At 63.0% G+C, this 12,850-nt stretch carries 10 protein-coding genes; 5 read left to right on the top strand and 5 right to left on the bottom strand.

The window, feature by feature from the left end:
- Positions 1-37 precede the first annotated feature (37 nt).
- Entirely contained in the window at positions 38-766 is a 729-nt protein-coding gene (locus tag KBW81_RS05910) for a DsbA family protein (RefSeq protein WP_090184051.1), read from the bottom strand.
- Positions 767-898: 132 nt separating this feature from the next.
- Here KBW81_RS05910 and KBW81_RS05915 point away from each other — a divergent pair, with 132 nt between their 5' ends.
- The 5 genes from KBW81_RS05915 to KBW81_RS05935 all read left to right on the top strand — a co-directional run bounded on the left by KBW81_RS05915 (position 899) and on the right by KBW81_RS05935 (position 8,538).
- On the top strand, positions 899-2,041 hold the full coding sequence (locus KBW81_RS05915) for a pyridoxal phosphate-dependent aminotransferase (protein ID WP_254248663.1): 1,143 nt from the start codon (positions 899-901) through the stop codon (positions 2,039-2,041).
- A complete protein-coding gene (locus KBW81_RS05920; protein ID WP_254248664.1) occupies positions 2,038-3,231 on the top strand; it encodes an N-acetylmuramoyl-L-alanine amidase in 1,194 nt (397 codons plus the stop codon). The genes KBW81_RS05915 and KBW81_RS05920 overlap by 4 nt, the downstream gene beginning before the upstream one ends.
- A 134-nt stretch (positions 3,232-3,365) precedes the next feature.
- Complete coding sequence (locus KBW81_RS05925) at positions 3,366-5,885, top strand: penicillin-binding protein 1A (protein WP_254248665.1); 2,520 nt, start codon at positions 3,366-3,368, stop codon at positions 5,883-5,885.
- A 94-nt stretch (positions 5,886-5,979) separates the two neighbouring features.
- On the top strand, positions 5,980-7,107 hold the full coding sequence (gene prfB, locus KBW81_RS05930) for a peptide chain release factor 2 (RefSeq protein ID WP_090184041.1): 1,128 nt from the start codon (positions 5,980-5,982) through the stop codon (positions 7,105-7,107).
- Positions 7,108-7,152: 45 nt separating this feature from the next.
- Entirely contained in the window at positions 7,153-8,538 is a 1,386-nt protein-coding gene (locus tag KBW81_RS05935) for an amidase (RefSeq protein ID WP_254248666.1), read from the top strand.
- On the opposite strand, the gene KBW81_RS05940 is transcribed toward KBW81_RS05935, so the two are convergent.
- From KBW81_RS05940 to KBW81_RS05955, 4 genes are all read right to left on the bottom strand, one after another.
- A complete protein-coding gene (locus KBW81_RS05940) occupies positions 8,525-10,006 on the bottom strand; it encodes an MFS transporter (RefSeq protein WP_254248667.1) in 1,482 nt (493 codons plus the stop codon). The two genes, KBW81_RS05935 and KBW81_RS05940, sit on opposite strands and share 14 nt — an antisense overlap.
- 2 nt (positions 10,007-10,008) lie before the next feature.
- The gene (locus KBW81_RS05945) at positions 10,009-10,533 is read right to left on the bottom strand and encodes a bactofilin family protein (RefSeq protein ID WP_254248668.1); all 525 of its coding nucleotides are present in this window, start codon (positions 10,531-10,533) and stop codon (positions 10,009-10,011) included.
- Complete coding sequence (locus KBW81_RS05950; RefSeq protein ID WP_090184036.1) at positions 10,523-11,833, bottom strand: M23 family metallopeptidase; 1,311 nt, start codon at positions 11,831-11,833, stop codon at positions 10,523-10,525. Before KBW81_RS05950 ends, KBW81_RS05945 begins: the two co-directional genes overlap by 11 nt.
- Before the next feature lie 167 nt (positions 11,834-12,000).
- On the bottom strand, positions 12,001-12,810 hold the full coding sequence (locus tag KBW81_RS05955) for a ferritin-like domain-containing protein (RefSeq protein ID WP_254248669.1): 810 nt from the start codon (positions 12,808-12,810) through the stop codon (positions 12,001-12,003).
- Positions 12,811-12,850: the final 40 nt, after the last annotated feature.

Consider the following 12,850-nt stretch of genomic DNA (forward strand, 5'->3'; position numbering starts at 1 on the left):
CTAGGACAAGTCCGCATGCCGACCAGTCAAATCGGCGTTAGCCGCGCAATTGATCCACAAGTTGCTGCATCTGATCGACCGGCACATAACCGCGCACCATCTGGTCCTGAATGACAAAGGTCGGTGTGCCAGAGATATCAAGCGCTTGGCCAAGCGCCCGGTTCGCTGTGATCCGGCGCGCAACCTCTGGGTCGCTCATCTTGGCGATGATGGCTTCGCCGTCCATATCAAGGCTATCGGCCAGACGGCTCAGGCTTTCTGCGGTGATCTCTCCGTTATAGTTCATCAGCGTCTCGTGGACCGCCTCGTAGGCGTCATCGCCGCCGATCATATGCGCCGCAATCGCGAACTGAGAGCCAAGCACCGACTGTTCGCCCAGGATCGGGAATTCTTTCACGATAAAGCGGATGTTGCCGTCGGCGGACAGCAGGCTTTCGACCTCTGGAAAGGCCTTTTTGCAGTATCCGCAGCGGTAATCCATGAATTCGACCACGGTGATATCGCCGTCGGGGTTGCCACCGACCCAGCTGAACCCGTCGTTCAGCAGGGCGTCGGTTTGCGACACCAGCATATCCTGATCGGCCTGCGCGGCGGCGGCGTCTTCGCGCTGCTGCAGCACGCCGACGGCTTCCATGATCACCTCTGGATTGGCCATCAGATAGGCGCGCACCCGCTCGCCAAAGGCTGCGTCATCCTGCGTCTGTGCAAGCGCGGGCAGGGACAGCGACATGGTCAGGGCGGCGGCGGTTGTCAGCGTGCGGAACATGGGGGTCACTTTCTATCGGTTCGCATTGATTATGCGCAGATCGGGGCAGGACTGCCAAGGCGGCATGGCGCAGGCGGTTGACGCACCCCCGCCTTGGCGGGCACAAGTTGCCAAAAGCAGTAGGGGCATAAGATGCGCAGCTCAACCCGGGGGAATGTTGATCCCTTTATCGTGATGGACGTCATGGAAGCCGCCCGCGCCGCAGAGGACGCAGGCCGGTCGATCATTCACATGGAAGTCGGCCAGCCTGGCACTGGCGCGCCCATCGCGGCGCTAGAGGCGCTCAAGGCTGATCTGGAAACGCCGCTGGGCTATACCGTCGGCCTTGGCCTGCCAGCGCTGCGCCGCCGCATCGCCCAGCATTACGGCGATATCTATGACGTCGACCTTGATCCGGGCCGGGTCGTGGTCACGGCCGGGGCCTCTGGCGCCTTTGTGCTGGCATTTTCGGCGCTGTTCGACAATGGCGAGCGGGTCGGGCTGGGGCTGCCCTGCTATCCCAGCTATCGCCAGATTCTAAAGGCAATGGGCCTGCAACCGGTCGAGATTGAAACCCGCGCCCGCGGCCGCTATCAGCCGCAGCCCGAAGACATCGCCGCCCACGATTTGGCAGGTTTGATCGTTGCCTCCCCCGCGAACCCCACGGGCACTATGCTGAATAAGGGCGAGCTGACCGCGCTGGCCGACGCCTGCTCTGCCCGCGATGCGGCCTTGATCTCGGACGAGATTTATCACGGCATCGGTTACGGCACGCGGGCGGTTTCCGCGCTTGAGGTCACGCAGGACACCTATGTGATCAACAGCTTTTCCAAGTATTTCAGCATGACCGGCTGGCGCTGTGGCTGGATGGTTGTGCCGCAGGATCACGTTCGCACGGTGGAACGTCTGGCGCAGAACATGTTCATCTGCGCGTCCCACGCCAGCCAGCGCCTTGCGTTGCACGCGATGGATTGCCGGGAAGAGCTGGACGCGAACCTGAGCGTCTACCAGGCGAACCGCACGCTGTTGCTGGACGGTCTGGCGCAGGCGGGCTTTGACACCATCGCGCCGCCGGACGGCGCGTTCTATATCTACGCCGATATCTCGGCCCATTCGGATGACAGCGGGGCCATGGCCGCCGATATTTTGGACAAGGCAGGCGTTGCTGTGACGCCGGGGCTGGATTTCGATCCGATCCACGGCCACCGCTGGCTGCGCTTTTCCTATGCCGGACGCACCGCCGACATGGCCGAAGGGCTAGAGCGTCTGCGCCGCTACATGGCCGCACGCGGATGATCCGCACACTGGCGCTTTGCCTGTTGCTGGCCGCACCTGCGGCGGCGCAGGATTTTTCAGCGCTTGCCCGTATTGACCCGGCGACCAGCCGGATCGCGGACGAAGGGCAGGGGCTGCGCATCGATCTACAGCTAAGCCAGACCGTGCCGTACCGCGTGTTCACGCTGGCCGATCCGATGCGCGTGGTCGTCGACTTTCGCGAAATCGACTTTGGCGGCCTGATCCCCGAAGATTTGTGGCAATACGGGATCGCGACGGACGTCAGCTTTGGCCCATTGCGCCCCGGCTGGTCGCGTCTGATCGTGACCTTGGGCAGCCCGCTCGCCGTGGCGCAGGCGGGGCTGACGGTGGATGACCAAACCGGGGCTGCGCGGCTCAGCCTGCGTATGATGCCGACAGATGCGGCCAGCTTTGCCGCCAGCGCGGGCGCGCCGGATGCACCGGACACCCCCGATGTCAGCCTTGACGCGCCCATCCAGCGCAGCGGGCCGCTGGTTGTCGCCATTGACCCCGGCCACGGCGGCGTTGACCCCGGGGCCACGCGCGGCAAAATCCACGAGGCGGATTTGATGCTGCAACTGGGGATCGAGGTTGCCGAGGCGATCAACCGCAGCGGCACCCTGCGCGCCGTGCTGACCCGCAACGCCGACGACTTTGTCCCGCTCGAAGAACGCATGACCATCGCCCGCGCCGCTGGCGCTGGCGTCATGCTGTCGCTGCACGCCGATGCGCTGGACGATGATGTCACCCGCGGGGCCTCTGCCTATACCCTCAACGCCGAAGGGCAGGACCGCGCCGCGCAGCGCATGGCAGAGCGGCACGAGCGCGGCGATCTGCTGACCGGGCTGGACCTGACCGGGCAGGATGACCGCGTCGCCACCGTGCTAATGGACATGGCCCGCGCCGAAACCACGCCCGCGTCCCGCCGTCTGGCGGATGCGCTGATCACGGGCCTGCGCAGCACTGGCGCTGGTGTCAACAGCCGCCCGCGCCGTGAAGGGCGCCTTGCCGTGCTGAACGCCGCCGACTTTCCGTCTGTCCTGCTCGAGGCTGGTTTTCTGTCCAATGCCGCCGACCGCACCGCCTTGTCCACGCCGCAGGGCCGCGCGCCTATCGTGGCGGGCATCACCGCCGCCTTGCAAGACTGGGCCAAAGCCGAGGCTGCCCGCGCACCGCTCAAGCGGCAATAACGGATTATTAAGACGGCTGGCGCTAATGTGACCCCGATTTAGGGAGGTATTCACGCAAACTGCGCTGTTCTGCTTTTGACGCCAGCCGGGGGCCGCCCTATAAGCGGGCCAATCCGACAGAAGGGTCTTCGGCCATGCTCCGCTTTATCATGTCATTTTTCGGCGGCATCTTTTCGATGCTGTGCCTTGGGCTTGTCATGGCGGCGCTGGGTCTTGGCGGCATTTTCTATATGTATGGCCGCGATTTGCCATCCTATGACACGCTGGCGCAATACACGCCGAAAACCATCAGCCGGATCTATTCGGGCGAAGGGCAGATCATCGACGAATTCGCCGTCGAACGCCGCCTGTTCACCCCCGCCGAAGACATCCCCGACATGGTGAAACAAGCGTTCATCAGCGCCGAGGATAAGAATTTTTACACCCACGGCGGCTACGACGCCGGCGGTATGGCGGCGGCTTTGGTCGCAGCAGTCAAATCGCGCGGCGAAGACGTGCGCGGCGCATCGACCATTACCCAGCAGGTGATGAAGAACTTCCTGCTCGACGGTTCCCGCTCGGTCGAGCGCAAGATCAAGGAAATCATCCTCGCCACCCGGATCGAGGGGGCGATGCCCAAGGACAAGATCCTAGAGCTTTACCTGAACGAGATTTTCCTTGGCAAAAACAGCTATGGCGTCACCGCTGCGTCGCTGACCTATTTCAACAAATCCCTGTCCGATCTGACCGTGGAAGAGGCCGCTTATCTGGCCGTGCTGCCTAAGGCCCCGTCTGACTACGACCCAGTGCGCCAATACGACCGGTCCATCGCGCGGCGCGACTTTGTCCTGCGCGAAATGTGGGAAAACGGCTATATCGAGGACGCGGCCTACGAGACCGCAAAAGCCACGCCGCTGCGCACCGTGCAATCGGGGGACTACGAAAGCTTTCGGTCCGAACTGCCGCCGCGCGACTATTTCACCGACGAAATCCGCCGCCAGCTCAGCCAGAACTTCGGCGAGGATGAATTCTTTTCTGGCGGTCTTGCGATCCGCGCGACAGTTGACGCTGACCTGCAGGTCGAGGCTGCTCATGCGCTGCAACGCGCGCTGGAAAGCTATGACCGCGGGCAGGGGACCTGGCGCGGTACGGGCAAGACGATTGATGCGTCCTTGCTTGGCACCGAAGCCGATTGGCGCAAAGCCTTGGCCGAAACCGAAGTCCCCCGCGACATCACGCTGGAAAACGAATGGTTCCCCGCCGTCGTGCTAGAGGTTGGCGACGCCAGCATGCGCGTCGGCATTGAGGGCGTCGAGGAAACCGAAGCCGAACCCTTTACCGTGCCGCGCGACGATATCGCCTGGATGAAGGGCAGCTTTGCCGACAATTTCACCGCCGGCGATGTCGTGCTGATCCGCCGCATGACGCAGGACAGCGACGGCGCATTCATCCGCTGGACGCTGCGCCAAGTGCCGCAAGTGCAAGGCGCGTTCATGGCGATGGACGTGAACACGGGCCGCGTTTTGGCGATGCAGGGCGGCTTTTCCTATCAGGCGTCGGTGTTCAACCGCGCCACACAGGCAAAGCGTCAGCCAGGCTCTAGCTTTAAACCTTTTGTTTACGCGGCCGCGCTAGATTCGGGTTATTCCCCCGCAACGGTCGTCGTCGACGCCCCGATTGAAATTAACACACCCCAAGGCGTCTGGCGCCCGCAGAACTATTCGAACAAATTCTACGGTCCGACCCCGCTGCGGACCGGTATTGAACAATCGCGCAACCTGATGACCGTGCGTTTGGCGCAAGAGGTCGGCATCGACACTGTGGCCAACTACGCCGAGAAATTCGGCGTCTACGATCACATGAACCGTGTGCTGGCCGCGTCCCTCGGCTCGGATGAGACGACATTGTTCAAGATGGTCGCCGCCTACGCCATGTTCGCCAATGGCGGCGAGCGGGTAGAACCGACCCTCGTGGACCGGGTGCAGGACCGCTATGGCAACACCGTTTATCGCCACGATCAGCGCGTTTGCGAAGACTGCCAATTGGCCAGCCTGCCCAGCGGTGAAGCCCCGCGCATCACCAGCAATCGCCAGCGCGTGATGAACGAAATCACGGCCTATCAGCTGACGTCCATGATGGAAGGCGTCGTCAAACGCGGCACCGCCAAGAACGCGATCAATCTGCCTGTGCCTATCGCGGGTAAAACCGGTACGACGAACGACGAAAAAGACGCGTGGTTTGTCGGCTTTTCCTCCAACATCGTCGCGGGCTGCTACATCGGTTTCGACAACCCGCGCCCCATGGGCAAATCGGCGTCCGGCGGCGGCATTTGTGCGCCGGTGTTCAACGCTTTCATGGGCAAGGCGATCAAGAAATACGGCGGCGGCGCGTTCCATGTGCCGGCCGATTGTCAATTCATCAACATCGACCGCTTTTCCGGCGCGCGTCTGGGTGATGGGGCCAGCGGCGACAACGTGATCGCTGAATGCTTCCGTCCGGGCGAAGAGCCGATCTTTGGCATCACCTTCGATGGTGGTTTCGCCATGGCGGCCGATTTGCCGCTGGTCGACGAAGTGCCCCGCGCTGCGCGTCAGGTCACCACCAGCACGGGCGGCACCGCGACGGTGGGGCCCAAGGCCACCTTTGGCACGCTGTCCTCGGGCGGGCTTTACTAGCCATTCCCTTGCCGTAAGCGCGGCGGCGGGTTAGACCCGCCCCGCAGCCGCCCGTGTCTGGGCGATGCAATTTGCCCGTCGAAGGATCAAGCCCATGCGCGCCGAAACTCAGAACACCATCGAAGCGATCAAAAAGTCGCTGACCCTGCTGGCGCAGCGGCTGGATTATGACACCGCGCCGCACCGGCTCGAAGAATTTGACGCCCGCGTCGAAGACCCGACCCTGTGGGACGATCCCGCACACGCGCAAAAGCTGATGCGCGAACGGCAGATGCTGGTCGATTCGATGGGCAGCTATGAAGGTATCCGTCAGGAACTGGCCGACAACGTCGAGCTGATCGAGATGGGCGAGATGGAAGACGACGCCGAGATCGTGACAGAGGCCGAAGCTGCCCTTGCCGCGCTGAAAGTCAAAGCCGCTGAAAAAGAGCTTGAAGCGCTGCTGAACGGCGAGGCGGACGGCAACGATACCTTCCTTGAAATCAACGCCGGCGCTGGGGGCACCGAGTCCTGTGACTGGGCCAATATGCTGGCGCGGATGTATGTCCGCTGGGCAGAAAAGAAGGGCTATAAGGTCGAGCTGCAGTCCGAAAGCGCGGGCGAAGAAGTCGGCATCAAATCCGCCGCCTACAAGATTTCCGGCCCTAATGCTTACGGCTGGCTGAAATCCGAATCCGGCGTGCACCGCCTTGTCCGCATTTCGCCTTACGATTCTGCGGCCAAGCGGCACACGTCCTTTAGCTCTGTCTGGGTCTATCCCGTGGTGGACGACAATATCGAGATTGAAGTGCAGGACAAAGATATCCGCATCGACACCTACCGGTCGTCCGGCGCGGGCGGTCAGCACGTGAACACGACCGACTCGGCCGTGCGGATCACGCACCACCCCACGGGTATCGTCGTGACGTCGTCGGAAAAATCCCAGCACCAGAACCGCGATATCGCCATGAAGGCGCTGAAGTCGCGTCTGTATCAGATGGAACTGGATAAGCGGAACGCAGCCATCAACGAGGCGCATGACAACAAGGGTGACGCAGGCTGGGGCAACCAGATCCGGTCCTACGTGTTGCAGCCTTACCAGATGGTGAAAGACCTGCGCACCCGGTACGAGACATCTGACACCTCTGGCGTGCTGGACGGCGATCTGGATGCGCTGATGGCGGCGACGCTGGCGATGGACGTCAGCGGCAAAAGCCGGGCAGAGGCGAACCTCGAGGACTAAAGACGCACGCTTGCCAGCGGGCAGGCGGCAGTGTCTGATGCGGTCATGAATGATTTTCTTGACCAACCCGCCTTTGCCATTTCCGCAGCCTTGGACAAGGGCGATCTGACGGCGACGGCCTTGATGGCGGCGACGCTGGACCGGATCGCCGCGCGCAATCCCGACCTGAATGCTATCGTGTCCCTGCGGGATGCGGATGTGCTGATGCGCGATGCCGCAGCCGCAGACGCGGGCCCGCGCAAGGGCTGGCTGCACGGCATGCCGCTGGCGGTCAAGGATCTGTCAAACGCTGCGGGCTTGCCCACGACGATGGGATCGCCCGCGCTGAAGGACCGGATCGCAGCCACCAGCGATATCATGGTGCAGCGGATGCAGGACGCCGGGGCTATTGTCATCGGCAAGACGAATACGCCTGAATTCGGCCTTGGCAGCCATACCTTTAATCCCGTCTTTGGCGCGACGCAGAATGCGCTGATGCCGGGGCACAGCGCGGGCGGCAGCTCTGGCGGGGCGGCGGTTGCGCTGGCGTCAGGGATGATCGCTATCGCTGATGGGTCTGACATGATGGGCAGCTTGCGTAATCCAGCAGGCTGGAACGGCGTTTATGGCATGCGGCCCACATGGGGCCGGGTGCCGTCAGAGCCGGTTGGCGATTTAATGCTGCATCCGCTGTCGACCAATGGTCCCATGGCGCGCCATCCGCGTGATTTGGCGCTGCTGCTGGATACCATGGCCGGACCTGATTCGCGCCAGCCGCATGGGCTGGATCACACCCCGTTGGCCGCGCTGCTTGATACGGATTTGCGCGGGAAAAGGATCGGCTGGCTGGGCGATTGGGGCGGTGCCTACCCGGTGGCGGACGGGGTGACGGACCACTGCGCCGCGCAAATCGCGCGCTTTGCCGATCTGGGGTGCCATGTCACGGACGTCGCGCCGCCCTTCAGCGCGGCGGCGCTTTGGGACAGCTGGACCACGCTGCGCAGCTACGCTGTCGCAGCCTCCCTCGGTCCGCTTTACGACCAGCCAGCGATGCGCGCCGCGCTGAAGGATACCGCTATTTGGGAAATCGAGCGGGGACGGGCGCTAAGCGGCACCCAGATCCAGCGCGCTAGCCTGATCCGGTCCGACTGGTTCCGGGCCGCGGCGAAGCTATTCAATGACTTTGATGCCCTCGTGCTGCCCACGGCGCAATGCTGGCCGTTCCCGATTGACTGGGCTTATCCGCAGGATATCGCAGGGCAAAAGATGGACAGCTATCACCGCTGGATGGAGGTCGTCGTGCCCGTCAGCCTGATCGGCCTGCCCTCCGTCGCTGTACCGTTGCCACTGTCAAAAGGGCGTCCCATGGGCCTGCAACTGATTGGGCAGTCGCGGGACGATCTGGGCCTATTGCAGCTGGCGACAGGCTGGCACGCGCTTAACGCCGCCTGATGCCGTAAGCGGCGGCCAGCGCGGCGATGGCGGCAAAGCCTGCTGCGACCCAGACGATGGCGGCAAAGGCGCTGCCCATTGCGGCCGTATGCGCATCCCCCGCCGCACGTTCGCCAAAGCTGGCAGGCCCGCCCGACAGATTATAAGCGATCGTCGCGACAGAGCTCATGGCGGCCACGGCGGTTAGCCCGCCGATGCGGCTGATCGCGTTGTTGATGCCTGACGCGATGCCTGATTGCCCGTCACCCGCCGCGACCATGACGGCGGTGGATAGGGGGGCGACGACCATGCTCATGCCAAAGCCGACGATGCCCATGGCGGGCAAAACGCCGAACCAAAAATCCCGCCCGTCCACAACCAGCGCCAAGACCGCATATCCAATGGCCACCACGCAGGCCCCCACGGCAATGACCGGACCCGGCCCGCGCCGGTCTGCAAGCCGGCCAAAGCGGGTGGATAGCAGGGCGATGAAACCGGACAGCGGGCCAAAGGCAAAGATCGTCTTGAACTCTGACAGGCCCCAGCCAACGACGGTCAGCATGGGCAGGAAAAACAGGATCGCGCTCATCCCGAAATACAACAGGAACGTCGCAAGGTTCGCCGCGCTGAAGGCCGGGTTGGCAAACAGGCGTAGCGGCATCATCGGCTGCGGCGTGCGCCCTTCGTGCAGGATAAAGGCCGTCAGCGCGATCACACCGGCGATGCCGGTCACAATGGTGATGCGGATGTCATTGGACGCCTCTAAGTGCGTCAGCGTCCACGCCAGCAGGCCAAGGCCCGCGACAGCCAGCGCTGCGCCTATGGCGTCAATCGGCTCTCCGCTTCGGCGGGCATCTTTGACGACGCCGCGCCGGACAAGGACTAGCGCGATGATGCCCAGCGGCAGGTTGATCGCAAAGATATAGCGCCAGGCGTCCTCTCCGAAGGTGGAGAGGATCAAGCCGCCAATCAGCGGCCCGGCGGCGGTGGTCAAGCCGGATGCCGCGGCCCACATGCCAATGGCGCGGCCCCGCACATCGCGCGGATAGGCGCGGCTGATCATGGCCAGCGCACCCGGAATCATCAGCGATGCGCCCACCCCCTGCGCGAGCCGCGCGGCGATCAGTGTGTCAGGGGTCGGGGCAAGGGCGCAGGCGAGCGATGTCAGCAGGAACAGCCCCACGCCAAGGCTGAACACCCGCGCCAGACCAAAGCGGTCGCCAAATGCACCGCCCGTCAGGATCAGCGCTGACAGGGCCACCATGTAAGCGTTGTTGATCCACGTCGCCTGATCCAGCGTCGCCCCCAGCGTGCTGCGGATCGCCGGGATCGCAATGCTGACGACGGTGCCATCAATGAACCCCATCGACGAAGCAAGCACCGCAGCCGCAAGGATCAGCGGGCGGCGGTGTTCCGTGCTAAAGTCCGGCACGAAAACGGGCCGCGCCTTTTCAGACGTGGCCCGCTGGGCTGTATCATGTTCGGGCAAGCTTAGCCCTTTGTGGGCTCTGCACTTGCGGCGCTGGCACCGCTGCTGCCTGTGGGCATCTTGGCTTTGCCGCCAGTGGTCAGCGGATCGTCCTGACGCTGCACGGAGCCTTCGAAGTGGGCACCCGATTCGATAGCGATCGTCTTGTGGATGATGTCACCTTCCACGCGGGCGGTGGATGTCAGACGTACCTTCAGACCGCGCACGCGGCCGATGATGCGGCCGTGGATCACGACGTCGTCGGCCATGACTTCACCCTTGACGGTGGCGCCTTCGCCGATGGTCAGCAGGTGGGCGCGGATGTCGCCATCAACCTGACCTTCGATCTGGATGTCGCCAGTCGTCTTCATATTACCAGTAACCAGCAGGTCTGCGGACAGAATCGACGCAGGCGGCTTGGCCTTGGGCGCGCTCGCTTTGAAATCGCTGCTGCTGCCGCTTGGGGCCGGGATTGGCGACGTGGCAGGCTGAGCAGGCGTTTCAGTGGCCTTGGGACCAGGTTCGTTGATTTTGGATTTAGAAAACATCTTGTCCAGCTCTTATGTAATTCATCGGGTTTACGGGGTTGCCGCCGACACGCACCTCATAGTGAAGGTGTGGCCCGGTCGAGCGTCCAGAATTTCCCATATCACCAATCCGGTCCCCGCGCGAGACCCTTTGGCCGACCGACACGCGCATCGCGTTCAAATGTGCGTAGCGGGTTTCGATGCCAAACTCGTGCTGGATCTTGATCAGGCGGCCATAACCGGACGACCAGCCAGCAGATACGATGACGCCGTCTGCGGTGGCATAAACGGGTGTGCCGACAGGGGCAGCAAAATCGGTGCCCGCGTGCAGGCGGCCCCAACGCTGACCAAAGCCAGAGGTGAAGCGGAAAGAGGCTTTGACAGGCACGTCAAACGGCGCTTTTTCGGCAGCAATGCGGTACAGGTTGATCTCGTCCAGACGGCTTAGGATGCCGTTGGCGCGTGCCGCGTCCGGGTCAGGTCCGCCGCCCATGGTCGAAAACGACAGCGGCGTCAGCGGGCCGCCAGAGCCGGAGTAGCCGCGGCGCACCTGGCTTAGCATGTTGTCGGGGTTCATGCCGGCGGCGCGGAACATCTTTTCCAGCGGCTCGACCGACACGGTCATCGCGTCCTCGAGCTGGCGAAAGATATCATCGTTGCGCTCGTGCAGCAGGCGCAGTTCGTTTTCGGTCTCTGCGGCATGATCCAGCGCGAATTGGGCGTCTTGGGCGATCTTGTCACGCTCTGCGGCCGTTTCCGCCAGCGCGGTCGCCAGCAAATCGACAGTGCCCTCTTGCACAGCGGTCTGGGCGGCGGGGGTGGGGGTGTCTGCACCTTCGGCGGTCAGGGCGGCCAGTTCGGTGGCCTGCGCCTTACGGGTCTGCATCGTGTCACGCAGCGTGGACTGCACAACCTCTAGCCCGGTCTCAAGCTCGCGGCGCTTGTCTTCGGTGGCCAGCAGGTCGGATTGCATCGTGGAAATCTGGGCAAGGGCGGCGCTGAACCGGGACTGGGCAGCGACAGCTTCGGCAGCGCGGGCATCACGTTCGGACGACAGGGCGTTCAAGCGCGCCTCATAGATCATCTGGTCGCGTTGCGCCTGGGCGCGAAAGTTGCCCGATCCAATGCTGTCCATCAGCAGGATCGCGGTCGAGATAATCGTCCAGCCGACAATCGCCGTTGCGGCGGTCCAGCCGATCAGCTGATGCGATGGCCGCAAGCGGATAAAGCGGGTTTCTGTGTCGGACCGAAGAAAGAGTCGTTTTTCAGGAAATCGTGCTTCTAGGCGCGTATGAATGGCCTGCGTCAGTCGTGATCTCACTAGTATTATCCCTGTCCCGTCCCGTAACACCGCAGCAAGGTTCCACACCCTTTTGCCGCCGCGGTACCCGTCGTCTAGCCACCCTGCGGCGTGGGTGCAACATTTTTGAAAAATTATGGAACAATTTGCCGGGTTTGGGCGAGATCACGCCGAAACCCGGCGGCTCGTCACCGAGTCTCGCTCAACGGCCAGTAAAAGTCCGGCGGAAGGCCCGCTTCGGCCCTTTTTTCTTCGTTAAAAGGCGGCTTCAGACTGCCGTGAAAATAGTGCCGGACAAGCTCGTGAAACACAACAACGGGGTCCAAGTCATGGCGGCCACACAGAAAGTGGAACCACTTGGACCCATAGGCGACGTGGTGGACCTCTTCGGCGTAAATCACCTCTAGGGCATCGACGACCTGCGAATCGCCTGCCTTGCGAAAGATTTCAATCATACCGGGAGTCACATCGAGCCCGCGCGCCTCTAGCACCATCGGCACCACGGCAAGCCGCCCCATAAAGTCGTCCTTGGTCTCTTCGGCGGCTTGCCACATGCCCGCATGGGCGGGCAGCGCACCATAAAAGCTGCCATGCGCTTCAAGACAGTCGCAGAGTAGGTTGAAATGCTTCGATTCTTCGTCCGCCGCTTTGACCCAGTCGTCAAAGAATCCAATCGGCAAGGGCACATCCGCAAAACGCGCGATGATGTCCCAGTGCAGATCGACCGCATTCAGCTCGATATGCGCCACCGCATGCAGCATGGCGATCCGCCCCTCTGGGCTGCTGGGCTTGCGCCGCGGCACATCGCGCGGTTTTAGCAATTCTGGCTTGGCGGGCCGCGCCGGATGCAGCGGCGGCTGCGCCGTGCCCACCTCTGGCCGCGCGCCGCCTGTCCGCGCAGCGCGCCAAGCTGCCGCATGCGCATGTGACAACGCCGTCTTCGCCCGCCCGTCAGCCGTGCTCAAAACCTCGACCGCCATCTGTGCCAGCGATTTCATCGCGCGGTCCCCCTTCTTCTGGTCGAAAATACCTCGGGGG

Origin of the sequence: Loktanella salsilacus, from assembly GCF_024206795.1 — a bacterium.
Lineage (GTDB): Bacteria > Pseudomonadota > Alphaproteobacteria > Rhodobacterales > Rhodobacteraceae > Loktanella > Loktanella salsilacus.